At 74.0% G+C, this 25,104-nt stretch carries 19 protein-coding genes and 1 riboswitch; of the genes, 12 read left to right on the top strand and 7 right to left on the bottom strand.

The window, feature by feature from the left end:
- The first annotated feature begins 35 nt into the window (after positions 1 to 35).
- Together OG764_RS10545 and OG764_RS10540 are read left to right on the top strand one after the other, a co-directional pair.
- Complete coding sequence (locus OG764_RS10545) at positions 36 to 590, top strand: DUF485 domain-containing protein (protein WP_328968166.1); 555 nt, start codon at positions 36 to 38, stop codon at positions 588 to 590.
- Between the two features lie 53 nt (positions 591 to 643).
- Positions 644 to 2,236, top strand: coding sequence for a solute symporter family protein (locus tag OG764_RS10540; protein WP_328972937.1), 1,593 nt, complete (start codon positions 644 to 646; stop codon positions 2,234 to 2,236).
- A gap of 75 nt (positions 2,237 to 2,311) precedes the next feature.
- Here the strand turns inward: OG764_RS10540 and OG764_RS10535 are convergent, their stop codons facing one another.
- Positions 2,312 to 3,001: a response regulator gene (locus tag OG764_RS10535; protein ID WP_328968165.1), complete on the bottom strand. Its 690-nt coding sequence runs from the start codon at positions 2,999 to 3,001 to the stop codon at positions 2,312 to 2,314.
- A complete protein-coding gene (locus OG764_RS10530) occupies positions 2,998 to 4,539 on the bottom strand; it encodes a sensor histidine kinase (RefSeq protein WP_328972936.1) in 1,542 nt (513 codons plus the stop codon). The genes OG764_RS10535 and OG764_RS10530 overlap by 4 nt, the downstream gene beginning before the upstream one ends.
- Positions 4,540 to 4,842: 303 nt before the next feature.
- On the opposite strand from OG764_RS10530, the gene OG764_RS10525 reads away from it, so the two are divergent.
- The gene (locus tag OG764_RS10525) at positions 4,843 to 6,054 is read left to right on the top strand and encodes a CobW family GTP-binding protein (RefSeq protein WP_328968164.1); all 1,212 of its coding nucleotides are present in this window, start codon (positions 4,843 to 4,845) and stop codon (positions 6,052 to 6,054) included.
- On the opposite strand, the gene OG764_RS10520 is transcribed toward OG764_RS10525, so the two are convergent.
- Both OG764_RS10520 and OG764_RS10515 read right to left on the bottom strand, forming a co-directional pair.
- A complete protein-coding gene (locus OG764_RS10520; RefSeq protein ID WP_328968163.1) occupies positions 6,033 to 8,276 on the bottom strand; it encodes a restriction endonuclease in 2,244 nt (747 codons plus the stop codon). The genes OG764_RS10525 and OG764_RS10520 overlap by 22 nt on opposite strands.
- A 128-nt stretch (positions 8,277 to 8,404) precedes the next feature.
- Entirely contained in the window at positions 8,405 to 10,864 is a 2,460-nt protein-coding gene (locus OG764_RS10515) for a DNA gyrase/topoisomerase IV subunit A (RefSeq protein ID WP_328968162.1), read from the bottom strand.
- A 179-nt stretch (positions 10,865 to 11,043) separates the two neighbouring features.
- On the opposite strand from OG764_RS10515, the gene OG764_RS10510 reads away from it, so the two are divergent.
- The 4 genes from OG764_RS10510 (at position 11,044) to OG764_RS10495 (ending at position 15,969) form a co-directional block, all read left to right on the top strand.
- On the top strand, positions 11,044 to 12,420 hold the full coding sequence (locus OG764_RS10510; RefSeq protein ID WP_328968161.1) for a M16 family metallopeptidase: 1,377 nt from the start codon (positions 11,044 to 11,046) through the stop codon (positions 12,418 to 12,420).
- A 20-nt stretch (positions 12,421 to 12,440) separates the two neighbouring features.
- Positions 12,441 to 13,808: a M16 family metallopeptidase gene (locus tag OG764_RS10505; protein ID WP_328972935.1), complete on the top strand. Its 1,368-nt coding sequence runs from the start codon at positions 12,441 to 12,443 to the stop codon at positions 13,806 to 13,808.
- A gap of 227 nt (positions 13,809 to 14,035) precedes the next feature.
- Positions 14,036 to 14,195, top strand: a riboswitch (cyclic di-AMP (ydaO/yuaA leader).
- A 12-nt stretch (positions 14,196 to 14,207) separates the two neighbouring features.
- On the top strand, positions 14,208 to 15,002 hold the full coding sequence (locus tag OG764_RS10500) for a M23 family metallopeptidase (RefSeq protein WP_328968160.1): 795 nt from the start codon (positions 14,208 to 14,210) through the stop codon (positions 15,000 to 15,002).
- Between the two features lie 283 nt (positions 15,003 to 15,285).
- A complete protein-coding gene (locus OG764_RS10495) occupies positions 15,286 to 15,969 on the top strand; it encodes a GntR family transcriptional regulator (protein ID WP_328968159.1) in 684 nt (227 codons plus the stop codon).
- 265 nt (positions 15,970 to 16,234) lie between these two features.
- Here the strand turns inward: OG764_RS10495 and OG764_RS10490 are convergent, their stop codons facing one another.
- Positions 16,235 to 16,516 carry an HPr family phosphocarrier protein gene (locus OG764_RS10490; RefSeq protein ID WP_328968158.1) on the bottom strand — a complete coding sequence of 94 codons (282 nt, stop codon included), beginning with the start codon at positions 16,514 to 16,516 and terminating at the stop codon, positions 16,235 to 16,237.
- A 172-nt stretch (positions 16,517 to 16,688) separates the two neighbouring features.
- Here OG764_RS10490 and OG764_RS10485 point away from each other — a divergent pair, with 172 nt between their 5' ends.
- The 4 genes from OG764_RS10485 to OG764_RS10470 all read left to right on the top strand — a co-directional run bounded on the left by OG764_RS10485 (position 16,689) and on the right by OG764_RS10470 (position 21,981).
- Positions 16,689 to 19,391, top strand: coding sequence for a bifunctional acetate--CoA ligase family protein/GNAT family N-acetyltransferase (locus tag OG764_RS10485; protein WP_328968157.1), 2,703 nt, complete (start codon positions 16,689 to 16,691; stop codon positions 19,389 to 19,391).
- Between the two features lie 40 nt (positions 19,392 to 19,431).
- Positions 19,432 to 20,031, top strand: coding sequence for a DUF5998 family protein (locus OG764_RS10480; RefSeq protein ID WP_328968156.1), 600 nt, complete (start codon positions 19,432 to 19,434; stop codon positions 20,029 to 20,031).
- Positions 20,031 to 21,236, top strand: a complete 1,206-nt coding sequence (locus tag OG764_RS10475) for an alkaline phosphatase family protein (RefSeq protein ID WP_328968155.1) — start codon at positions 20,031 to 20,033, stop codon at positions 21,234 to 21,236. Before OG764_RS10480 ends, OG764_RS10475 begins: the two co-directional genes overlap by 1 nt.
- 94 nt (positions 21,237 to 21,330) lie before the next feature.
- Entirely contained in the window at positions 21,331 to 21,981 is a 651-nt protein-coding gene (locus OG764_RS10470) for a thymidine kinase (RefSeq protein WP_328968154.1), read from the top strand.
- On the opposite strand, the gene OG764_RS10465 is transcribed toward OG764_RS10470, so the two are convergent.
- Together OG764_RS10465 and OG764_RS10460 are read right to left on the bottom strand one after the other, a co-directional pair.
- Positions 21,968 to 22,729: a nucleotidyltransferase domain-containing protein gene (locus OG764_RS10465; RefSeq protein WP_328968153.1), complete on the bottom strand. Its 762-nt coding sequence runs from the start codon at positions 22,727 to 22,729 to the stop codon at positions 21,968 to 21,970. The genes OG764_RS10470 and OG764_RS10465 overlap by 14 nt on opposite strands.
- Positions 22,730 to 23,239: 510 nt before the next feature.
- Positions 23,240 to 24,013 (bottom strand): VOC family protein, encoded by a 774-nt coding sequence (locus OG764_RS10460; RefSeq protein ID WP_328968152.1) that lies wholly within the window; start codon positions 24,011 to 24,013, stop codon positions 23,240 to 23,242.
- A 196-nt stretch (positions 24,014 to 24,209) separates the two neighbouring features.
- Here OG764_RS10460 and OG764_RS10455 point away from each other — a divergent pair, with 196 nt between their 5' ends.
- A complete protein-coding gene (locus tag OG764_RS10455) occupies positions 24,210 to 25,076 on the top strand; it encodes a sulfurtransferase (RefSeq protein ID WP_328968151.1) in 867 nt (288 codons plus the stop codon).
- Positions 25,077 to 25,104: the final 28 nt, after the last annotated feature.

Genomic DNA, 25,104 nt, shown 5'->3' with positions numbered 1-25,104 from the left:
ACGCGGCCAATGCGGCAGCGGACAAGGAGAGTTCGGTGGACAAGCACGAAGGGCGTGACGCCGGAACGATCCGGCTGGACGATCCCTGGTACGACGCGCTCGCGTCCGGCTGGGGTGAGGGCGCCGAAGCCGCCGCGCCGCCCACGGCGGACCCGCGCGGCGCCGCCGGATCCGACGGCTCCGGGCCCGGCCGCGCCGTCCCCGGCCACCCCGGACCCGCGGGCCGGCCGGTCTCCGGCGCGGCCGAGATCTACCTGGAAGTGCAGCGCAGCGCCGCCTTCCAGGAGGTGCGCAGCCGCTACCGCCGGTTCGTCGTCCCCGCCACCCTCGCCTTCCTCGCCTGGTACCTCGCGTACGTGCTCACGGCGGTGGCCGCTCCCGGGCTGATGGCCCGCCCGGTGTTCGGCGCCGTCAACGTCGCGCTGATCGCGGGACTCGGGCAGTTCCTCTCCACCTTCCTGCTGACCTGGGCCTACGCCCGGCACGCCCGGCTGCGCCGGGACCGGGCGGCGCTCGACCTGCGCTGGACGGTGTTCGAGCAGGAGCGCGGACGGGAGCAGGGCCGGCGCGGACGGGAGCGCGGGCGGTGACCGGCCCGGCCCTCGCGGCGGGCGGCGGCGTACCCGCCCTGGCAGCCGGCGGGCTGTCGACCGGTCATCAGACCCTCGCCCTGCTCCTCTTCAGCAGTTTCGTCGCGGTCACCCTGGCCATCACCACCTGGGTGAGCCGCAACCGGCGCGGGTCGGCCGAGGAGTTCTACGCGGGCGGCCGCCTGTTCTCTCCCATGGAGAACGGTTTCGCCATCGCCGGCGACTACATGTCCGCGGCCTCCTTCCTGGGCATCTCCGGCCTCATCGCGCTGTTCGGCTACGACGGCCTGCTGTACTCCGTCGGCTTCCTCGTGGCCTGGCTCGTCGTGCTCTTCCTGGTCGCCGAACTGGTCCGCAACTGCGGCCGGTTCACGCTCGCCGACGTGGTGGCGGCCCGGATGAGCGAGCGTCCCGTACGGATCGCCGCCGGCACCTCGTCCGTGACCGTCTCCGTGCTGTACCTCATCGCGCAGATGGTCGGCGCGGGCAGCCTGGTGTCCCTGCTGCTCGGCGGGAGCAGCGCCGCGGCCCGGGCCTGGACGGTGATCGGCGTCGGCGCGCTGATGGTGATCTACGTGTCCTTCGGCGGCATGCGCGCCACCACGTGGATCCAGATCGTCAAGGCGGTGCTGCTCATGGGCGGTGCCATCGCGCTGACCGTGCTGGTGCTGGTGAACTTCCACGGGAACTTCAACCAGTTGCTCACCAGCGCCGCCGAACGCAGCGGGCACGGCGACAGGTTCCTCGGCCCCGGACTGAAGTACGGCGGCGACTGGACGGCACGCTTCGACTTCCTGAGCCTCGGCCTCGCGCTCGTCCTGGGCACGGCCGGGCTGCCGCACATCCTGTCCCGCTTCTACACCGTGCCGACCGCGCGCGCCGCCCGCCGCTCGGTGGTCTGGGCGATCGGCCTCATCGGTGGCTTCTACCTGATGACCATCGTGCTCGGCTTCGGCGCGGCCGCCCTGGTCGGACCCGAGGAGGTACGCGCCTCCAACGCGGCCGGGAACACCGCCGTACCGCTGCTCGCCCTGTTCCTGGGCGGCGGCAGCGGCACCACCGGCGGCACCGTGCTGTTCGCCGTGGTCGCGGCCATCGCCTTCGCCACCATCCTCGCGGTGGTGGCCGGCATCACCCTCGCGTCCTCCGCCTCCGTCGCCCACGACCTGTACGCCTCGCTGAAGCGCAAGCACGCCAAGCAGCGCAGCGAGGTGGCGGTGGCCCGGACCGCCGCGGTGGGCATCGGCGCCGTCGCGATCGGGCTCGGGCTGCTCGCCCAGGACCTCAACGTCGCCTTCCTGGTCGGCCTCGCCTTCGCGGTCGCCGCCTCGGCCAACCTGCCGGTGCTGCTCTACTCGCTCTTCTGGCGGGGGTTCACCACCCGCGGTGCCGTCTGGTCGGTGTACGGGGGACTCGTCCCGGCCGTCGTGCTGGTGCTGCTGTCGCCCGTGGTGTCCGGCAGCCCCGCGGCGCTGTTCCCCGGCGTGGACTTCCAGGTCTTCCCGCTGCAGAACCCGGGGATCGTCTCCATCCCGCTCGGCTTCCTGGCCGGCTGGCTGGGCACCGTCACCTCGCGCGAGGTGCCCGACGAGGCCCGGCACGCCGAGACCGAGGTGCGCTCCCTGACGGGGGCCGGGGCGGTCTGAGGCCCGGGCGCCGGCCCGTCGGTCCGCGGTCGCCGGTTCGCGGGGGGACAGCCGCTTCTCCGGTGGGCGCGGGCGTCAGGCCTGCGGACCGGCCGCCACCCACGCGTAGCGGTGCTCGGGGCGGCCGGTTTCGCCGTAGCGCAGGGTCAGGCGGACCCGGCCGCTGCGCTCCAGGAGCTTCAGATAGCGCTGGGCGGTCTGCCGGCTCACGCCCGCCCGGTCGGCGATCTCCTGGGTGGACAGCGTGTCTCCGGCGGCCAGCAGGACCTGCCGGACCAGTTCGGCGGTGGTGGGGGAGTGGCCCTTGGGGAGTTCCACGGGGGCGCCGGCCGCAGCGAGCGCCCCGAAGATCCGGTCCACCTCGGCCTGTTCCGCCTCGCCGCCCGCCGCCAGGGTGCGGCGCAGCGCCGCGTACGCCTCCAGCTTCGCCCGCAGCCCGGCGAAGGCGAACGGCTTGACCAGGTACTGGAGGGCGCCGAGGCGCATCGCGGATTGGACGGTGGCCAGGTCCCGGGCGGCCGTCACCATGATCACGTCGGCGTGGTGGCCGAGCTGCCGCAGCCGGCGTACGAGGTCGAGGCCGTTCCCGTCGGGCAGGTAGTGGTCCAGCAGCAACAGGTCCACCGGGTGACTCCCGAGGAACTCCAGCGCCTCGGCCACGGAGTGGACCCGGGCCACGGCGCGGAAGCCGGGAACCTTCGCCACATAGGCCGCGTTGATCAGGGCAACACGCTGGTCGTCGTCCACCACGAGTACGTCGATCACCGCAGCGCCTCCGGGAGGACGACGGCGAATTCCGCCCCGCCGTCGGCCGCCGCCCCGGCCCGGGCGCTGCCGCCCTGCCGCTCCGCCAGGCGGCGCACCAGCGCGAGTCCGAGGCCGCGCTTGCCGTGCGCCTGCGGCTGGGGCCGCTTCGTGGTCCAGCCCTCGGTGAAGATCTGCTCGCGCTGCCCCGCGGGTACGCCGGGCCCGCTGTCGCGGACCCGGAGCACGACGGCGTGCCCTTCGGCCTGCAGTTCCACCTCGACGCGCGGGTCCGGGGAGCCCGCCGCCGCGTCCAGCGCGTTGTCGACGAGATTGCCGAGGATCGTGACGAGACCGCCCGGGTCCACCAGGCGGTCGGGGAGGAGGGTGTCCGCGGAGAGCCGCAGCGGCACGCCGCGCTCGGCCGCGACCGTCGCCTTGCCGACCAGAAGGGCCGCCAGCAGCGGATCCCGGACCTTCTCGGTGACCTGCTCGGCCGTGGTCCGGTGCACCCCCACCACCTCGGTGACGTAGGCGGCCGCCTCCTCGTGGAGTCCCAGCTCCAGCAGGCCGAGCAGGGTGTGCAGCCGGTTGGCGTGCTCGTGGTCCTGGGCGCGCAGCGCGTCGATGAGGCCGCGGGTGGAATCCAGCTCCCGGCCGAGCTGCTCCAGCTCGGTGCGGTCGCGCAGGGTGGCGACGGCGCCGCCGTCCTCGGTGGGCATCCGGTTGGCGACCAGGACGCGGGAGCCCCGGACGGTCAGGAGGTCCTCGCCGGTGACCCGGCCCGCGAGGACGTCGGTGGTGCGCCCGCTGCCGAGCACCTCGTCCAGGGGGCGCCCGGCCGCGTCCGGACCGAGACCGAGCAGCCGCTGCGCCTCGTCGTTCACGAGCCGGATCCGGCCGTCCGAGTCGAGTGCGACGACGCCCTCGCGGAGCGAGTGGAGCATCGTCTCGCGTTCGGTGAGCAGGGCGGAGATGTCGGAGAAGGCCAGGTCGCGGGTCTGGCGCTGGATGCGGCGGGAGATCAGGTACGCGGCGAGCGCCCCCGCGGCCAGGGCTCCGCCGGCGTACGCCAACAGGCCGGGGATGGCCCCGAGCAGCCGGTCGCGGACGCTGTCGTACGCGATGCCGACGGACACCGCCCCGACGATCCGGCCGTCCGCGGCGCGCAGCGGGACCTTGCCGCGGGCCGACCGCCCCAGCGTGCCGTCGTCGATCTCCATGACCTCCCGGCCGGCGAGGGCCTCGGCGGGGTCGGTGGAGACGTGCCGGCCGATGCGCTCCCGGCTGGGGTGCGAGCGCCGGATGCCCTGGAGGTCGAGGACCACCACGTACTCGGCCCCGGTGGCCCCGCGCACGCGTTCCGCGGTGGCCTGTACGGGGCTCTGCGGGACGGCGCGGTGGGCCAGCACGTCGGCCGCCAGTCGGGGGTCGGCCGCGGTGCTCTGCGCGATGGCGAGGGCGCGGCGCATGGCCTGGTCGTCGAGCTGGCTGCCGAGCGGTGCGAGGAACAGGCCGGTGGCCAGCACGGTGACGCCGGCGGCGATCGCCAGCTGCATCAGCAGCACCTGGGAGAACACGCGCCGGGGCAGGCCGAGCCGGGGAAGCCCGAGCCGGGGCAGGCCGGGTCGCCGGGTCTGCCCGGATCTGCGGTTACGTCCCGGTGTGGCGCTCATGAGTACGAACGGTAGAACGGCCCGGGGGTCTCACGTCAATCTCCGGCGGGCACGCAAACGGCCGCCGCCCCGCCGGGCAGCCTCGCCGCGCTCAGCCTGGCGCCTTCGCCCTGCCCGGCCGCGCCCGGTCGGCCCACCCGGCGCCGCCGCGGCCCGCCCGGCGACGGTCTGACTACCATCGTCCGGGTGACCAGCAGGCAGCCCATCCCCGTCGTCGTCCTCGCCGGATTCCTCGGATCCGGCAAGACCACCCTCCTCAACCACCTGCTGCGCAGCAGCCGGGGCACCCGGATCGGGGTGGTCGTCAACGACTTCGGATCGATCGAGATCGACGCGATGAAGGTCGCGGGCCAGGTCGGCGACTCGATGGTCTCGCTCGGCGGCGGTTGTCTGTGCTGCGCGGTCGACGGCAGCGAGCTCGACGCCTATCTGGACAAGCTGTCCCGCCCCGAGCACCGGATCGACGTGATCGTGATCGAGGCGAGCGGGCTGGCGGAGCCGCAGGAGATGATCCGGATGCTGGTGGCCGGCGAGAACCCGGCGGTCCGGTACGGCGGCATGGTGGAGGTCGTGGACGCGGCGGAGTTCGACGCCACCCGGGCCCGGCACCCCGAGACCGACCGCCATCTGACCGTCGCCGACCTCGTCGTCCTCAACAAGACCGACCGCGTCCCGGCCGCCGAGGTGGCGCGGATCGAACAGGTCGTGGCGGGTCTGTCCCCGGGAACCCCGCTGGTCCGGGCCGACCACGGCCGGATCGACCCCGGTCTGCTCTTCGACCGCAGGCCGTGGACCGAGACCCGCGGCCAGCTCTCCTTCGAGGACCTCGTCGCGGAAGCCGAGGAGCACGCGCACGCGGCCGACCACGAGGGGCACGCGCACACGGCGTACGAGAGCGTGGAGTTCGAGACGGACCAGGCGATGAACCCGCGCCGGTTCATCGACTTCCTCGACCGGCGGCCGGCCGGCCTCTACCGGATCAAGGGCCACGTCCGCTTCGGGGTGCCCGGCCACGGGGAGAAGTACGAGATCCACGCGGTGGGCCGGTTCCTGCGCTTCGAGCCGCTGCCCTGGGGCCGGGGGGAGCCGAGGCTGAGCCGGCTCGTGCTGATCGGCTCCGGCACCGACGGCCCGGCCCTGCGCGCGGGGCTGGAGGGCTGCCGCGAACCGCGCCCGCAGGACCTGAGCCCGGACACCATGTGGGGCGTCCTGCGCTACGTGGACCGGCGGGAGCCGGCGGACGGCACGGACAGCACGGACGCCGGCGAGGGTGCAGAGGACGTCGGCGGGCCGGACTGGTCCGCCCCGCCGACCGAGACCGGCCCGTACGACCCATACGACCCGCCCGGCGTGTCCGGCCCGTCCGGTGCGGACGCTCAGGCCACGTCGATGCCGTAGTCGCCGAGCAGGTCCGCCAGGCCGCCCGGGTAGCCCTTGCCGCCGGCCACGAAGTCCCAGTCGCCGCCGGCGCGCCGCCGGAAGGACCCGAGCACCAGGGCCGTTTCGCCCGGCCGGCCGTCGGAGACGTCGAGCCGGCCGAGTTCCCGGCCGGAGGCGTCCAGCAGCCGTATCGCAGCCCGGGTGAAGCCGGCCAGGTCGGCCTCCGGGTTCACCTCCGGGTCCACCGCGGCGGCCAGCACCAGCCGGTCCGCCCGGTCCGGCAGCGCGTCGAAGGAGACCTCGACGGCCGCCTTGTCGGGCGCGGCCCGCGGGCGGGCGCGCACCGCACCGTCCGGGGTCTGCGGGTTGTTGAAGTAGACGAAGTGGTCGTCGCCCAGCGCGCGGCCGCCCGCGCACACCAGGGCGCACACGTCGAGGGCCACCGGGCCGGCCCAGGTCATGCCCAGGATGTTGTGGTCCCCGTCCCCGTCCCCGCCCGTGGCCGCACCGGACTCCGCGGCCGCCGCGTCCCGCGCGGCCGCCGTGGCGGGCAGGACTGCCGTTTCTGCCAGATCGGCCGGACCTGCCGCATCAGCCTGACCTGCCGCATCGGCCGGACCAGCCGTATCGGCAACCGTGCCGGCCGGACCGGTCGCATCCCCGCGCGGAGCCGCCCCGGCGGCGGACCCGCCGCCCAGCCGGCCGCGCAGTCCGTGCCGGTGCAGGAGCTCGACCAGGTCCGGCCCGGACACCAGCTCCAGCGGCTTGCCCTCGGCGAACTGGTGCGAACTCGGCCCGAACGACGAGGTCGTCACCAGCACGCCCTTGTTGGCGCCGGCGTCCTGGACCGTCCCGTACAGGTCCCGCACCGCGGTCGGCGGCACCGTGTTCCGGTAGCGCTTGACCTGCACCACGATCCGGCCGCCCCGGATCGGTGCCGGGTCCACCGCCGCCACGTCCACGCCGCCGTCGCCCGACCGCTGGGTGGTGACCGCTTCCATGCCCATCGCCCGGAACAGCTCGGCGACCAGGTTCTCGAAGTCGATCGGGTCCATCGCGAACAGGTCGGGCTCGTCGCCCCGCGCCGCCCCGCCGTGCGTGACCACCCCGGACGAGGCTCCGACCTCGTCGGGCATCCGGCCGGGTCGTACCGCGGTCAGGAGGTCCGGGCGGGCGGACAACTGCCCCCGCAGCCCCTCGACCAGGCAGTCCACCGCGCTCACCCGGTCCAGGTGCAGGCCCTCGAAGGCGGCCCGGCCGGCGGTGACCGTCGCCAGCACCAGTTGTGCCTGCCGGCCCGTCACCGGATCGTGGTCGTCCACGAACCCGTTGACCACGACCGACTCCAGCGCGCCGAACTCGTCGGCCGCGTACACCTCGCGCAGCACCAGCAGCAGGCACTGCGCGAGCGCGTCGCGGTACAGCGCGCGCCGCTGGGTGACCGGGCGGGCCGTCTCCTTCTCCTGGTCGGAGCTCGGCACGTACCGCACCGACTTGGCCTCCGGCACGATGCCGAAGCCGGGCAGCTCCCAGGCCAGCACCAGCTGTCGGGCGCCGCCGTCGTACGCCGCCGCCACCTGCCGCGGCAGCTCCTGCGGCCAGGCCGCGGACGCGTACAGCGCCGCGGAGAAGTACTCCACCACCGCCTCGGCCTCACCCGCGCGCAGCGAACGGGCCAGCTCCACGAGCCCTTCGTTGTGCGCGCGGATCCCGCCGAGCTGCTCGGCCGCCCACCGGTCGTACTGGGCGCGGTACGCCGCCAGGTCCGCCCGGCGGCGGGCCTCCGCGGCCTGGGCCGCCTGCCAGGCCTGCGTGTAGCGGGCGTGTGCCTCCCGCTCGGCTTGCGCGCGGCGGCCGGAGCTCAGGGACCAGCCGCTCTGCTGCTGGAAGTGCCGCAGTTCCGGCATCGGCACGGGCTGCTCCAACGCGCCCGGACGGAACGGTTCCACGTCTTCGGGGCGGCGCATGGTGTCCATCCGGAACGCGGGCGCACGGCAGCCGGCCGCCAGCATGCCCTGCAGCCGGGCCACTTCGGCCTCGATCTGCTCGGTGCGCCGCCGGGCCTCGCCCTCGCGGTGCCGGCGGTAGGCGGCCTGGTGCTCGCGCTCACTGCGCGCGACCTCCCGCTCGTACGCCCGCTGCCGGCGCTCGCCCTCCCGCTGCTGCACCAGCTGCGCCTGGTACTGCTGCCGCTGGGCCTCGGCCCAGTTGCCGACCAGCCCACTCGATCGACGGCTCATCCGCTGTGCCTACCCCCGCCTCCGGTCCTGCCACCGACTGTAGTTGAGGCCGCGCCGGATCAGGCCTGAAAGGGGACGATCAGGCCTGATCCGGGACGCCGGAGTCAGATGGGGCAGGAGGCGCCCTGCTACAGCGGCGGTCCCGCCACCACGGCGACCGGGCCGTCGAGCGGGGTGCCCGAGCCGTCCCGGCGCGGGTCCGGGGCCGGGAGCGCGGCCGGCGCCCCGGTGTCGGTGGCCGCCCGGGCGGGCGCGGGTCCGGCCCAGGCCAGCACCAGCAGGTCCTCGCCCTTGAGGAAGCGCTGGCAGCGCACCCCGCCGGTGGCCCGGCCCTTGCGCGGGTACTGGTCGAACGGGGTCAGCTTGGCCGTGACCGCCGAGTCGTCCAGGGTGCCGTGCGAACCGGCCACGCTGAACACGAAGGCGTCCGCCGCCGGGTCCACCGCCGAGAAGTGGAGGACCTTCGCGGCGTCCGCGAGCTTGATGCCGGCCATGCCCCCTGCCGGGCGGCCCTGCGGCCGCACCTGGGCGGCCGGGTACCGCAGCAGCTGGGCGTCGTCGGTGATGAAGACGAGGTCCTCCTCGCCGGTCCGCAGCTCGACCGCGCCGACGATCCGGTCGCCGTCCTTGAGGGTGATGACCTCCAGCTCGTCCTTGTTGGCGGGATAGTCCGGCACGACGCGCTTGACGACGCCCTGTTCGGTGCCGAGCGCCAGTCCCTGCGAGGACTCGTCGAGGGTGGTCAGGCAGATCACCTTCTCGTCCGGATCCAGCGCGGACAGGAACTCCGTCACCGGTGCTCCGCCCGCCAGGTTCGGCGCCGCGTGCGTGTCGGGCAGCTGCGGCAGGTCGATCACCGCGAGCCGCAGCAGCCGGCCGGTCGAGGTCACCACGCCCACCTCGGCGCGCGCGGTCGCCAGGACCGACGAGACGATGAGGTCGTGGCGGGCGCGCGGCCCGTCGGCCTCGGCCGCGGCGAGCGGCTCCCCGGTGACGGTCCGGGCCAGCAGGCCGGTCGAGGAGAGAAGCACCCGGCACGGGTCGTCCGCGACCTCCAGCGGAACGGCCGCGACCTGCGTGCCCGCCGACTCCAGCAGGACCGTACGCCGCTCGGTGCCGAACTTCTTGGCGACCGCGGCGAGTTCCGCCGAGACCAGCTTGCGCAGCTCGGAGTCCGAGTCCAGGATCCCGGTCAGCTCGTCGATCTCGCCGCTGAGGCGGTCGCGCTCGGTCTCCAGCTCCAGCCGGTCGAACTTGGTGAGGCGGCGCAGCGGGGTGTCGAGGATGTACTGGGTCTGCACCTCGCTCAGCGAGAAGTGCCCGATCAGCCGCTCCTTGGCCTGCGCCGAATTCTCGCTGGAGCGGATCAGGGCGATGACCTGGTCGATGTCGAGGAGGGCGACGAGCAGGCCCTCCACCAGGTGCAGCCGGTCGCGCCGCTTGGTGCGGCGGAACTCGCTGCGCCGGCGCACGACCTCGAAGCGGTGGTCGAGGTAGACCTCCAGCAGCTCCTTGAGGCCGAGGGTGAGCGGCTGGCCGTCGACGAGTGCGACGTTGTTGATGCCGAAGGACTCCTCCATCGGCGTCAACTTGTAGAGCTGCTCGAGTACCGCCTCCGGGTGGAAGCCGTTCTTGATCTCGATGACCAGGCGCAGGCCGTGCGAGCGGTCGGTGAGGTCCTTGACGTCGGCGATGCCCTGGAGCTTCTTGGAGCCGACCAGGTCCTTGATCTTGGCGATGACCTTCTCGGGGCCCACCGTGAAGGGCAGTTCCGTGACGACCAGGCCCTTGCGGCGGGCCGTCACGTTGTCCACGGCCACGGTCGCGCGGATCTTGAAGGTGCCGCGGCCGTTCTCGTACGCGTCCTTGATGCCGGACAGGCCCACGATCCGGCCGCCGGTGGGCAGGTCGGGACCCGGCACGAAGCGCATCAGCGCCTCCAGGTCCGCCTGCGGGTACCGGATCAGGTGCCGGGCCGCCGCGATGACCTCGCCCAGGTTGTGCGGGGGCATGTTGGTGGCCATGCCGACGGCGATCCCGGAGGCGCCGTTCACCAGCAGGTTCGGGTACGCGGCGGGCAGGGCCACCGGCTCGCGTTCCTGGCCGTCGTAGTTCGGGGTGAAGTCGACGGTGTCCTCGTCGATGGACTCCGTCATCAGCGAGGTGGCGTCGGCCATCCGGCACTCGGTGTAACGCATCGCGGCCGGCGGGTCGTCGTTGCCGAGCGAGCCGAAGTTGCCGTGCCCGTCGACCAGGGGGAGCCGCATGGAGAACGGCTGGGCCATGCGCACCAGCGCGTCGTAGATCGACGCGTCGCCGTGCGGGTGCAGCTTGCCCATGACTTCGCCGACGACGCGGGCGCACTTCACGTAACCGCGGTCGGGGCGGAGCCCCATCTCGTTCATCTGGTAGACGATGCGCCGGTGCACCGGCTTCATGCCGTCCCGGGCGTCGGGCAGGGCGCGGGAGTAGATCACCGAGTACGCGTACTCGAGGAAGGAGCCCTGCATTTCGTCGACGACGTCGATGTCGAGGATCCGCTCCTCGAAATCCTCCGGCGGCGGGGTCTTCGTGCTGCGGCGGGCCATCGCTGCTGCGGCTCCTTACCAAGGTGGTGATCTGACGCGGTCCATTGTGGACCGGCGCTCTGACAACGCCGACCCCGACCCGGGAGGACCGGGAACTTCTCCGGGTGTCGGCACGCTTGCATACAGTGGCAGGGCTGACAGACAACCCTGTTTCTCGCGATCGAAGGGATCACATGCCCATGGGTCACACGGCCACAGCTCAGGACGCCACCGGCGGCCTGTCGGCTACCGAGCACCGCCTGGCCAACGGCCTGCGCGTGGTGCTCTCCGAGGACCACCTGACCCCGGTCGCCGCGGTCTGCCTCTGGTACGACGTCGGTTCGCGCCACGAGGTCAAGGGGCGTACGGGACTGGCTCACCTCTTCGAGCACCTGATGTTCCAGGGCTCGGCGAGCGTACCCGGCAACGGGCACTTCGAACTGGTCCAGGGCGCGGGCGGGTCCCTCAACGGCACCACCAGCTTCGAGCGGACCAACTACTTCGAGACCATGCCCGCGCACCAGCTGGAGCTCGCGCTCTGGCTGGAGGCCGACCGGATGGGCTCCCTGCTGACCGCCCTCGACGACGAGTCGATGGAGAACCAGCGGGACGTCGTCAAGAACGAGCGCCGCCAGCGCTACGACAACGTGCCGTACGGCACCGCCTTCGAGCGGCTGACCGGCCTGGCCTATCCCGAGGGCCACCCGTACCACCACACCCCGATCGGCTCGATGGCCGACCTGGACGCCGCCTCCCTCGAGGACGCCCGGCAGTTCTTCCGCACGTACTACGCGCCCAACAACGCGGTGCTGTCGGTGGTCGGCGACATCGACCCGGAGCAGACCCTCGCCTGGGTCGAGAAGTACTTCGGCTCGATCCCCTCGCACGACGGCAAGCAGCCGCCGCGCGACGGCTCGCTGCCCGAGATCATGGGCGGCCAGCTGCGCGAGGAGATCACCGAGGAGGTGCCCGCCCGCGCGCTGATGGCCGCCTACCGGCTGCCGCACGACGGCACCCGCGAGTGCGACGCCGCCGACCTGGCGCTGACCGTCCTCGGCGGCGGCGAGTCCTCCCGGCTGCACAACCGCCTGGTGCGGCGCGACCAGACCGCCGTGGCCGCCGGCTTCGGCCTGCTGCGCCTCGCCGGCGCGCCCTCGCTGGGCTGGCTGGACGTCAAGACCTCCGGCGGCGTCGAGGTCCCGACCATCGAGTCCGCCGTGGACGAGGAGCTCGCGCGCTTCGCCGCCGAGGGCCCGACCGCCGAGGAGATGGAGCGGGCCCAGGCCCAGCTGGAACGCGAGTGGCTGGACCGGCTCGGCACCGTCGCGGGCCGCGCCGACGAACTCTGCCGGTTCGCCGTGCTCTTCGGGGACCCGCAGCTGGCGCTGACCGCCGTCGAGCGGGTCCTCGACATCACCGCGGAGGAGGTCCAGGCCGTGGCCGCCGCCCGGCTGCGCCCCGACAACCGCGCGGTGCTGGTGTACGAGCCGCTCGCCGGGTCCGGCGACCCCGGCACCGAAGACAGCGCCACCGACGAGCACGACGAGCACGACGAGACCGAGAAGGCGGCCCAGTGAGCGACGCGACCGCAGCCACGATGACCTTCCACCCCCGGCCGCAGGCCGGCGAGGCCACGCCGTGGGCGTTCCCCGCCCCGGAGCGCGGCGCCCTGGCCAACGGCCTGACGGTGCTGCGCTGCCACCGGCCCGGCCAGCAGGTGGTGGCCGTCGAGATCATCCTCGCGGCCCCGCTGGACGCCGAGCCGGCGGGCCTGGACGGCGTGGCCACCATCATGGCCCGCGCGCTGTCCGAGGGCACCGACAAGCGCTCCGCCGAGGAGTTCGCCGCCGAGCTGGAGCGCTGCGGCGCCACCCTCGACGCGCACGCCGACCACCCGGGCGTCCGGGTCTCCCTGGAAGTCCCGGTCTCCCGCCTGCACAAGGCGGTCGGCCTGCTCGCCGAGGCGCTGCGGGCACCCGCCTTCGCCGACAGCGAGGTGGACCGCCTGGTGCGCAACCGGCTCGACGAGATCCCGCACGAGCTGGCCAACCCGTCCCGGATGGCGGCCAAGCAGCTCTCCAAGGAGCTGTTCCCGGCCTCGCTGCGGATGTCCCGGCCGCGCCAGGGCACCGAGGAGACGGTGTCCCGGATCGACGCCGCGGCCGTGCGCGCCTTCTACGAGGCGCACGTACGGCCGTCCACGGCCACCGCGGTGGTCGTCGGCGACCTGGGCGGCACCGACCTGGACGCGGTCCTCGCCGACACCCTCGGCGCCTGGACCGGCGGCACCGCGGAGCCCCGCCCGGTGCCGGAGATCACCGCCGACGACTCGGGCCGCGTGGTGATCGTGGACCGCCCCGGCGCCGTCCAGACCCAGCTGCTCATCGGCCGGATCGGCGCGGACCGGCACGACCGGGTGTGGCCGGCCCAGGTGCTCGGCACGTACTGCCTCGGCGGCACCCTCACCTCGCGCCTCGACAAGGTGCTGCGAGAGGAGAAGGGGTACACGTACGGGGTCCGGGCCTTCGGCCAGGTGATTCGTTCCACGGCGCAGGGCACCGGTGCGTCGATGCTGGCCATCAGCGGCTCGGTGGACACGCCGAACACCGGGCCGGCGCTGGAGGACCTGTGGAAGGTGCTCCGGACGCTCGCGGAGGGCGGGCTGACCGATGCCGAACGGGACGTGGCGGTGCAGAACTTGGTGGGCGTGGCCCCGCTGAAGTTCGAGACCGCGGCGGCCGTCGCGGGCACGCTCGCCGATCAGGTCGAGCAGGAGCTCCCGGACGACTTCCAGGCGCAGATGTACGCGCGCCTGGCCGAAACGGGCACCGTGGAGGCCACGTCGGCGGTCGTCAACGCCTTCCCGGCGGACCGCCTCGTCGCCGTGCTCGTGGGTGACGCGTCGCAGATCGAGGAGCCGGTACGGGCGTTGGGCCTCGGCCCGGTGACCGTGGTCGGTGCCTGAGCCCGGAGGCGGATCTGCTCGGCCCGAAGCGGCCTGAAGCATCAGGGGCCCTGGCGGAATCTCCGCCAGGGCCCCACTTCATGTCAATTGTCCGTTTCATTGGGATGGTTGCGGCTATGCCTAGTGGCGTACGCCACAAAACCGCGTGTCTGTTTGGTGATCGGATGATGATCCGCCTAGTTTCGGTCCAGCTGTCCGTCAGCTGTACACGCCGCACCCGCGGCACCGGACAGCAATCGCCGAGTCCCCGTCAGGCGCGAGCCTGGGGAGCCGGGGACCCACAAGTGTCCCTGGGGTGAATCGGACCGCCTCGCCAGAGGGGGCCCGTAGGAGACCTTCCTGCTCCGAACCCGTCAGCTAACCCGGTAGGCGAGAGGGAAGGAAAGGATCAGCCTTTTCATGGCGTTTGGCACTCGACCCACCGGCAAGCACCGTGGTTCCAGCCGCATGAACCGCAAGGCCGCCGGCATAGCCGGGGTCACCGCCCTCGCCGCCACGGGTGTGGTCGGCTCTCTCGCGGGCCCCGCGTTCGCCGCCGGTCCGGCCCCCGAGAAGTTCGAGGACACCGGTCTCAACACCGTCGTGGTCGCCGAGGACATGGCCGGCCAGATCGAGACCCAGGCCACCGTCCAGGCGCAGGCCGCCGAGATCGCCGCCGCCAAGGCGCAGGCCGAGGCCGACGCCAAGCAGCGCGCCGCCGAGGCCAAGGCCAAGGCCGAGGCGAAGGCCAAGGCCGAGCGCGAGGCCAAGGAGCGCGCCGAGCGCGAGGCCGAGCGCAAGCGCCTCCTGCAGTTCGTCGCCCCCCTTCAGGGCTCCTACGTCAGCACCCAGTACCACGCCGGCGGGGCCATGTGGTCCTCCGGCAGCCACACCGGCATCGACTTCCACGCGGACCTCGGCACCTCGGTGCGCGCCGTCGGCATGGGCGTCGTGGTCGAGGCGGGCTGGGGCGGCGCCTACGGCAACAACGTCGTGATCAAGCACAACGACGGCTCGTACACCCAGTACGGCCACATGGACTCGCTGAACGTGGTCGTCGGCCAGCAGGTCACCCCGGGCCAGCAGATCGGCCTGTCGGGCAACACCGGCAACTCCAGCGGCGCGCACCTCCACTTCGAGGCCCGCACCGGTGCCGACTACGGTTCGGACATCGACCCGATCGCGTACCTCCGCTCGCACGGCGTCACCGTCTGACACCCTGCCCGAGGCCGGCGCGACACCGCCCGGCGCGGCACACAGGCTTCCCGAAGGCCCCGGCTCCCCGAGCCGGGGCCTTCGGCGTGCCCGGGTGCAGGCCGGCATGCCCGGGCGAAGGCAGTGCGCCCGGGCAAAGGATCGCCAAAAGACCGGATTTCAATTCCGGCCGCCCTCGGGAATTCCGGTGTGCTGCAATAGGCTCGCAGGGATGAGCTCGCCAGAGATCGCCAGAAGTCGCCCACCGCGATGCGCGGGGCGGGAAACAAGCGGAGGTCCGGTTTTGCGTATTCCGGCGCACGCGGTGTGCACCGCCATCCGCGAGGACATCGTCACCGGTGTCTTCGAGCCGGGCGGCCGGCTGACCGAGGAACTGCTGGCCCGCCGCTACGGGGTCTCACGGGTGCCCGTCCGCGAGGCCCTGCGCACCCTGGAGTCCGAGGGCTTCGTCACCACGCGCCGGCACGCGGGCGCCTGCGTGGCCGAGCCCACCGAGCAGGAGGCCGCCGACGTCCTGGAGATCCGGATGATGCTGGAGCCCCTGGGGGCCGCCCGGGCCGCCCAGCGGCGCACCGAGGCCCACCTGAAGGTGCTGCGCGGACTGGTCCGGCTGGGCCAGGAGCGGGCCAGGCGGGGCCAGGGCGAGGATCTGCGCTCCCTGGGCGGCTGGTTCCACGAGACGCTCACCCAGGCCTCCGGCAGCCCGGGGCTGATCGCCCTGCTCACCCAGCTGCGCCACAAGACGGCGTGGATGTACACGGTGGAGGCTCCCGTTGCCCCGGTGGAGTCCTGGGCGGAGCACGGGGCGATCGTGGACGCGGTGGCCCGCGGGGACGCGGCCCGGGCCCGCGCCCTCACCGCCGCGCACGCCGACCGGGCCGTGGCCGCCCACCGGCTGCGCCGCCCGGCCGAGGGGCGCGTGAGGACTTCGCAACCTGCCGTAAACACCGTGGGTTCCGGTTTTTAACAAAGGGCGTATACAAAGAGCGGGAATGTGCGCGGGGTCGGCGGAATTCATTCGCCCGGGGCCGGGTGGGCTCCAATTCCGGGATTCCGGGATTCCGGCATCCCGTGCACCCTATTCTGCTGCGCGCATTTCCATTCTCCGTTCCGGGCAGGACCGGGGCCGGGTCGGAAGGGGCCGCGGTGGAGCGGACGTGCAAAAGCGGCGAGGCCGCGGTTCCCGGTGCCGGGAACCGCGGCCTCGCCGCGAGCAGGGGGTGGTCCGGAGGTCAGACCGTCTCGGGGAGCTCTTCGAGGCCCTCCGCGACGAGCTTCGCCAGGCGGTCGAGCGCGATGTCCGCGCCCTCGGCCTCGGACGCGAGGACGATCTCCTCGCCGCCCTGGGCGCCCAGACCCAGGACCGCGAGCATGGAACCGGCGTTGACCGGGTCGCCGCCGGCCTTCGCGATGGTCACCGGGATACCGGAAGCCGTCGTCGCGCGGACGAAGATCGAGGCGGGACGAGCGTGCAGGCCTTCGGCCCAGCCGACGTTGACGCGGCGCTCTGCCATGGTGATGCCCTTCAGGTTCTTGCGGTTGTCTAGACCAGTCTCTCACGGTGCTCCGGATGCTCGGGCCGACCTCCGGCCCGGAAGTACCTGCCGTTCGGCCCGACCCAGCTTGCACCGATATGCCCCGGCTTGGCTCGCACGCCGCGCGAGGGCGCCCCGTAGGCTTGGCCGCATGACCACGGTGTCGGACCCCTCGTACCCCGCCCACTGGGAAGCCGATGTGGTGCTGCGCGACGGCGGCACCGCCCGGATCAGGCCGATCACCACCGCGGACGCGGGCCGCCTGGTCAGCTTCTACGAGCAGGTCTCGGACGAATCGAAGTACTACCGCTTCTTCGCCCCCTACCCCCGCCTGTCCGACCGTGACGTGCGCCGCTTCACCCACCACGACTACGTGGACCGGGTGGGCCTGGCCGCCACCGTCGGCGACGAGTTCATCGCGACCGTCCGCTTCGACCGGATCGGACCCGACGGCCGCCCGGCGTCCCACCCCGCCGACGAGGCCGAGGTCGCCTTCCTCGTGCAGGACGCCCACCAGGGCCGCGGCGTCGCCTCCGCCCTCCTCGAACACATCGGCGCGGTCGCCCGGGAACGCGGCATCCGCCGGTTCGCCGCCGAAGTGCTGCCCGCCAACACCAAGATGATCAAGGTGTTCACGGACGCCGGCTACGAACAGAAGCGCAGCTTCGAGGACGGGTCGGTACACCTGACCCTCGACCTGGAGCCCACCGCCGAGACCCTCGCCGTCCAGCGGGCCCGCGAACAGCGCGCCGAGGCCCGCTCGGTGCAGCGGCTGCTCAACCCGCGCTCGGTCGCCGTGATCGGCGTCAGCCGCACCCCCGACGGCGTCGGCCGGGCCGCCCTCGCGCACCTCCTCGCCGGCGGCTTCCCCGGCCCCGTCCACGCCGTCAACAGCGCCCTGGAACCCGGCGTCACCGAGCTCGCCGGGGCGCCCGCCCACCGCTCCGTCGCGCAGATCCCGGACGGCGTCGACCTCGCCGTGCTGGCCGTGCCCGCCGAGCGGGTGCCCGAAGCCGTCACGGACTGCGGGGAACACGGCGTACAGGGCCTGGTCGTACTGTCCGCCGGCTACGGCGAGAGCGGCCCCGAAGGCCTGGAGCGCCAGCGCGAACTCGTCCGCCAGGCCCGCTCGTACGGCATGCGGATCATCGGGCCCAACGCCTTCGGCGTGATCAACACGGCGTCGGGGCTGAACGCCTCGCTCGCCCCCGGCACCCCCCAACCCGGCCGCATCGGCCTGTTCACCCAGTCCGGCGCCATCGGCATCGCCCTGCTCTCCGCCCTGGTGCGGCGCGGCGCCGGCCTGTCCTCCTTCATCTCCGCCGGCAACCGGGCCGACGTCTCCGGCAACGACTTCCTCCAGTACTGGTACGACGACCCCGCCACCGACGTGGCGCTGCTCTACCTGGAAACCCTCGGCAACCCGCGGAAGTTCACCCGCCTCGCCCGCCGCACGGCCGCCGTCAAACCGGTCGTCGTGGCCAAGGGCGGACGGCACACCGGCGTCAGCCCCGCCGGCCACGCGGTACCCGAGACCCGGCTCCCCGACGCCACCGTCTCCGCCCTCCTGCGGCAGGCCGGCGTGATCCGCGTCGGCACCGTCACCGAACTCGTCGACGCCGGCCTGCTCCTCGCCGAACAGCCGCTGCCGGCCGGCCCGCACGTGGCCATCCTCGGCAACTCCGAGTCCCTGGGCGTCCTGTCGTACGACGCCTGCCTCACCGAGGGGCTGCGCCCGCACGCCCCGCAGGACCTCACCACCGCCGCCGGCCCGGCCGACTTCCGGGCCGCACTGGCCGCCGCCCTCGCCGACCCGGCCAACGACGCGGTGATCGTCACCGCCATCCCGCCGCTGGGCGAGGCCAGCCTCACCGAGGACCTCGCCCGGGCCCTGCGCGAAGCCGCCGCCGAGCTGCCCGGCAAGCCCGTCGCCGTGGTCCACGTGGAACTCGACGAACTGCCCGCCGCCCTCGCCGCCGCCCCCCGGATCCCCGCCTACCCCGCCGCCGAGCGGGCCGTACGCGCCCTCGCCGAAGCCGTCCGCTACGGCACGTGGCGGCGCGCCAACGCCCAGGGCGGGGCCCTGGTCCCCGAATACGAGGACATCGACACCGCCGGGGCCGCCGGCCGGCTCGCCGCCCTGCTGGCCGACGTCGACCCGGACGCCGTCCGCACGCTCGACGCGCCAGACGCGCACGCGCTGCTCGCCTGCTACGGCATCGCCGTGCGGCCCACCCTGCCCGCGCCCACCCCCGAGGCAGCCGCCGCCGCGGCCCGCCGGCTCGGCTACCCCGTCGCCCTCAAGACCACCGCCCCGCACCTGCGCCACCGCGCCGACCTGGGCGGCGTACGCCTCGACCTCGGCGGTGAGGAGGAGCTGCGCCGCGCCTACGAGGAGCTCACCGAGGCCCTCGGCAGCCCGGACGAGCTCCAGCCGGCCGTCCAGGCGATGGCCCCCCGCGGGGTCGACACCGTCGTCCGGTCCGCGATCGACCCGGCCGTCGGCGCCGTGCTCTCCTTCGGGCTCGCCGGGGTCGCCTCCGAGCTGCTCGGCGACACCGCCCACCACCTGGTCCCGGTCACCGACCGGGACGCCGCCGAGCTGATCCGCTCGCTGCGCGCCGCGCCGCTGCTGTTCGGCTGGCGCGGCAGCGACCCGGTGGACACCGCGGCCCTGGAAGAGCTGCTGCTGCGGGTCTCCCGGCTCGTCGACGAGCACCCGGAGGTCGCCGGCGTGGACCTGGAACCGGTGGTCGTGGCGGCCGACGGCCTCTCCGTCCTCGGGGCCACCGTCCGCATCGCGCACCCCCCGGCCCGCACCGACCTCGGCCCGCGCACACTGCCCAGCTACTGAGCAGGCCGAGGCGCCCCGTACGGGCCTTAGGATGGACCTCATGGCGAAATCCGGTACGACGACCCAGGGGCTGCGCGCAGCGATCGAGCGCAGCGGCTACTACCCGGCCCTCGTGGCCGAGGCGGTTGAGGCCGCCGTGGGCGGCGAGCCGATCTCGTCGTACCTGGTCCACCAGGAGACCACCTTCGACTCCAACGAGGTGCGGCGCCACGTCACGGTGCTGGTCCTGACCGACCAGCGCTTCATCGTCAGCCACACCGACGAGCAGGCCGCCGACGCCGGGTCCCCGTCCCCGTACGCGACCACCTCCACGGAGTCGGTGAAGCTGAGCAGCATCGCCTCCGTCGTGCTCAGCCGCGTCGTCGCGAACCCCGAGTCGTACACCCCGGGCACCCTGCCCCGCGAGGTCGTCCTGACCATCGGCTGGGGCGCGGTCTCCCGCATCGACCTGGAGCCCGCCGCCTGCGGCGACGCGAACTGCGACGCCGACCACGGCTACACCGGCAACTCCACCGCCGACGACCTCAGCCTGCGCGTCAGCGAGGCCGGCGACGGCCCCGAGGCGGTCCGCCAGACCCTGCTGTTCGCGCAGGCGCTCAGCGAGGCGACAGCGGCGACGTCCCCCTCCGCCGCCCGCTGATGCCGTACTCCGCCGCGCAGAACTGGCACGAGCCGGAACCCCTGGACCTGGCCGGCGCCCCCGTGCCCGCGTACGGCTCGGGTTCGCTCGCCGACCTGCTGCCCACCCTCGCGGCCGGCCTCGGCGTCCCCGGCTTCGACGCCGTGATCCCCGAGCTGACCCCGGCCGACCGGAACTGCGTGTTCCTGATCGACGGGCTCGGCTGGGAGCAGGTCAAGGCGCACCCGGCCGAGGCCCCGTACCTCACCTCGCTGCTGGGCAGCTCGCGCGGCGGCACCGGGCAGCCTCTGACCTCCGGCTTCCCCGCGACCACCGCGACCTCGCTGGCCTCCGTCGGCACCGGCCTGCCGCCGGCCCGGCACGGCCTGCCCGGCTACGCGGCCCGCAACCCGCAGACCGGCGAGCTGATGAACCAGCTGCGCTGGCGGCCGTGGACCCAGCCCAAGGTCTGGCAGCCGTACCCGACGGTCTTCCAGCTGGCCCACGAGGCGGGCGTGGCCACCGCGCAGGTGTCCTCGCCCGGCTTCGAGACCACCCCCCTGACGAAGGTCGCGCTGAGCGGCGGCAGCTTCCTCGGCCGGATGACGGGCGAGGAGCGCATGGACCTCGCGGCCGAGCGGCTGGCCGCCGGCGACCGCTCGCTCGTCTACACGTACTACAGCGAACTGGACGGCGCCGGACACCGCTTCGGCGTCGACTCCGACGCCTGGCGCGGCCAGCTCATGTACGTGGACCGGCTGGTCCAGCGGCTCGCCGAGCAGCTGCCGCCGCGCACCGCCCTCTACGTCACCGCCGACCACGGCATGGTCGACATCCCCTTCGACGAGGACTCCCGGATCGACTTCGACGAGGACTGGGAGCTCGGCGCCGGAGTGGCCCTGCTGGGCGGCGAGGGCCGGGCCCGGCACGTGTACGCCGTACCCGGGGCCGAGTCCGACGTGCTGACCGTGTGGCGCGAGGTGCTCGGCGACCGGTTCTGGGTGGCGAGCCGGGACGAGGCGCTGGAGCGCGGCTGGTTCGGCCCGCCCGGCGAGTGCGACGACCGGGTGCGCGGCCGGATCGGCGACGTGGTCGCCGCCGCCCACGACGACGTGGCCATCACCGCCTCGGTGAACGAGCCGAACGAGTCCGCGCTGACCGGCATGCACGGCTCGATGACGGCGGCGGAGCAGCTCGTCCCGCTGCTGGAGGTCCGCTCCACCTGAGCGGCCCGCCCCACCGTCCGGCCCGTCCCGCCCCGCCTCCGTCCGGCCCCGGCCGTCCCCCTCCCGACACGACCCGAAAGGTCTCGTACCTCCCATGCCTGAGCTGGTGTTCTTCTCCGGAACGATGGACTGCGGAAAGAGCACGCTGGCGCTCCAGATCGGGCACAACCGGTCGGCCCGTGGCCTGCAGGGCGTGATCTTCACGCGGGACGACCGGGCGGGCGAGGGCAAGCTGTCCTCGCGCCTGGGCCTGGTGACGGAGGCCGTCGAGGCGGGCGAGGGCATGGACCTGTACGGGTACCTCGTGGACCTGCTGTCCAAGGGCGGCAAGGCGGACTACGTCATCGTCGACGAGGCCCAGTTCCTCGCCCCCGAACAGATCGACCAGCTGGCCCGCACGGTCGACGAGCTGGGCCTGGACGTCTTCGCCTTCGGCATCACGACGGACTTCCGCACCAAGCTCTTCCCCGGCTCGCAGCGCCTGATCGAACTCGCGGACCGCATCGAACAGCTCCAGGTCGAGGCCCTGTGCTGGTGCGGCGCCCGCGCCACGCACAACGCCCGTACGGTCGGGGGCGAGATGGTCGTCGAGGGTGCCCAGGTCGTGGTCGGCGACGTGAACCGGCCGGCGGAGGAGATCGGCTACGAGGTCCTCTGCCGCCGCCACCACCGCAAGCGCATGACCTCGGCGGCGGCCCACGCGAGCGCCCTGTCCCCGGACGTCCTCCCCGTCAACCACGCCTGACCGGCGGTGCGGCCGGATCGGCGACCGATTCGATGATCCCCTGCCAGGTGCGGCGGTAGCCCTCGCGCAGGGCGCCGCCGGTGAGGCCGAGGACCCCGCCGGCCGCGGCGATCAGCGCCGAAGGGTCGCCCGACGTGCACAGGTGCAGGTGTCCGTCGACGAGGGCGCCGCCGCGCTCGCCGTCCGCCGCCCGCAGCCGCCGGGGCAGCCACTTGCCGCCGCCGGTCCATGCGCGGTGGTGGTCGAAGAGGAGCTCGGCGGCGGTGCCCAGCACGACCCCGGCCACGGCCAGCCGTTCCGCGGGCTCGACGGCGTCACCGAGGTCGTCCAGCGCGTCCGTCAGCACGTAGCGCTTGGTCTCGACCGCTTCGGGCGCGAGCGCCGGCGGGCCGGTGCGCAGGTCCGCCTCGGCCAGCCCCCGCGCCCACCCGGCCGCGCCGTCCCGGTCGGCCAGGACGAGGCCGCCCGCGTACATGTGCTGGAGGACCGCGCGCCGGGTGGCGACGTCCGCGGCGAAGAGTTCCGCCAGGCCCGCGCGGGTGTGGAACAACAGCTCCACCACGCGCCCCTCGCAGCGCACCGTTTCCCGGCCGGTCCCGCCCTCGTCCCCGACCAGCACCGCGATGTCCAGGTCGCTGCTCGCGGTGGCCCGTCCGGCGGCCGTCGACCCGGCCAGGACCACGGAGAGGGCGTCGGGGAAGCGGTCGTGCGCGAGGCGTCGGGCCAGCTCGATCGGGTCGGGGTGCATGCCCGGAAGCGTGCCACGGAAGCGTCCGACCCGCCAAGATCTTTCCCGCCCGCCGGGCCGCCCGCCCGCCCGCCGGGCCGCCCGCCCGCCCGCCGGGCCGCCCGCCCGCCCGCCGCCGGGCCGCCCGTGCGGGTAGGGCCAGGGGCCCACCGACCCGCCCGCCAGCCACGAGTACGGCCAGGTGCCGGCCCGCCGGCCGCCAACCCCGCCCAACCTCCAGCCCTGCGGGCACCCCAGCCTCGCCGGCTGCCCGAGTGGCAACCTCCTGCCTCGGCGGCAACATCCAGCCTCGCCGATGCCCTGAGGGGCAACATCCAGCCTCGCCGGCGTTTGAGGCGCGGGTCCGGGCGGAGCCCGGTGCCCGGCGTCAGCCGGGTCGTCTGTTGGGGCTCCGCCCCGAACCCCGCGCCTCAAACGCCGGCGAGGCTGGGAATTGCGCCCTAGGCGCCGACCAGGTTGGGGGGCGCGGCCCCAGGCGTCGGTGAGGCTGGAGGTTGTGCCCCAGGGCGTTCAGCGCGCTGTTGAGTGGACCACCGTGAAGACGGCGCCCTCCGGGTCCGCGACCGTGGCCCGGCGCCCCCCGGCGTCCTCCCGGGCGGGCTCCAGCACCCGCCCGCCGAGCCGCAGCACCTGCGCCGCGGCCCGGTCCGGGTCGTCGACCTCGAAGTACGTCATCCAGTGCGCGCCCCGGTCGTGCGGCAGGGCCCGCCCCACCCCGTGCACCGAGGCCACCGGGCGGCCCTCCAGGTGGAGGGTCAGGCGGTCGATGTCCGCGGAGATCTCCGCCTCCGGCTGGTGGCCGAACACCGACTGGTAGAACTTGGCGACCGAACTGTCCTGCGTCACCAGCTCGTTCCACGCCGGGGTGCCGTGCCGTCCGGTCAGCCGGGTGCCCAGGTGGCCCTCGGCCTGCCAGATGCCGAAGACCGCCCCGAGCGGGTCCGAGCAGATCGCCACCCGGCCCGCGGCCCCCGCGTCCAGCGGTCCCACCGCGACGGTGCCGCCGCAGCTGCGGACGGCTTCCGCGGTCGAGTCCGCGTCGGCCGTGGCCAGGTAGGTGGTCCAGGCGGGGGCCAGGTGCCGGTCGGGCGGCAGCTGGCCGATGCCCGCCACGTCCTTTCCGCCCATCGTGGCCCGCACGTACGGGCCGAGCTGCGGCGGCCCCGGGGTGTACTCCCAGCCGAACAGGGCGGCGTAGAAGTCCTCGATCTCGCCGAGCCCGTGCACCATCAGGCTGACCCAGCACGGTGTGCCGGGCACGCGTCGCATCCCTGACTCGGTCATGGCCGCCCTCTCTCGGTGCGTTCGTCCGCTCACGCTGTGCTGCACGCTCTGCGCCAGATGCTCGCACTACCCGACGGCTCGCGCGCCCCGGCCGCGCCGCTTTCCCCTGCCCCGCGGGAGAGTGTCCGAATCGGTACGGGCCCCGCGTGTCCGGGTTGTTACGCCGCGGCCATCGGCGGGGAGGAAGATGTCCCGCATGGATGCCAACACTTCCTCCCAGGCCTCGCCCCTCGTCTCCGCGACCGCGCTCGCGGAGCGGCTCGCCGGGGCCCGCCCGCCGGTGCTGCTGGACGTGCGCTGGCAGCTCGGCGGACCCGGCCAGCGCCCCGCGTACGAGTCCGGTCACCTGCCCGGCGCCGTCTTCGTCGATCTCGACGCCGAGCTCGCGGGCCCGGTGGGCGACGGTGCGGGCGGCCGGCACCCGCTGCCCGACACGGAGGCCTTCGGGGCGGTCATGCGTCGGGCCGGGGTCTGCGCGGACACCGACGTGGTCGTGTACGACGGCGGCCAGGGCTGGGCGGCGGCGCGTGCCTGGTGGCTGTTGCGCTGGACGGGGCACACGCGGGTGCGGGTTCTCGACGGGGGACTGGCCGCATGGACCGCGGCCGGCGGTCTGCTCGACCAGGAGATCCCGGCCCCGAAGGAAGGCGATTTCAAGCCAACTCCTGGCGGTCTCGGCCTGCTGGACGCCGACGCGGCCGCCGCGCTCGCCGATGCGGGGGTGCTGCTCGACGCGCGGGCGGGGGAGCGCTACCGAGGCGAGGTGGAGCCGATCGACCCGGTCGGCGGTCACATCCCGGGCGCGCTGTCGGCCCCGACCACGGAGAACGTGGACGCGGACGGGCGCTTCCTGCCGGCCGAGCGGCTGCGGGCCCGGTTCGCCGCGCTGGGCGCGGCCGACGGCACGCCGGTCGGCGTCTACTGCGGCTCCGGGGTCTCGGGCGCGCACGAGGTGCTCGCACTGGAGGTGGCGGGCGTCCCGGCCGCGCTGTACGCGGGCAGCTGGTCGCAGTGGTCCCACGACCCGGCCCGCCCCGTGGCGACCGGCCCGGACCCCCGCTGACCCGACGGCCCGGCCGCGGCGGTCGCGC

The organism is Streptomyces sp. NBC_00239 (genome assembly GCF_036194065.1).
In the GTDB taxonomy this organism is placed as follows: Bacteria; Actinomycetota; Actinomycetes; order Streptomycetales; family Streptomycetaceae; genus Streptomyces.
Note: the sequence above shows the minus strand (reverse complement) of the source record. Positions and strands in the feature narration are given on the sequence as shown.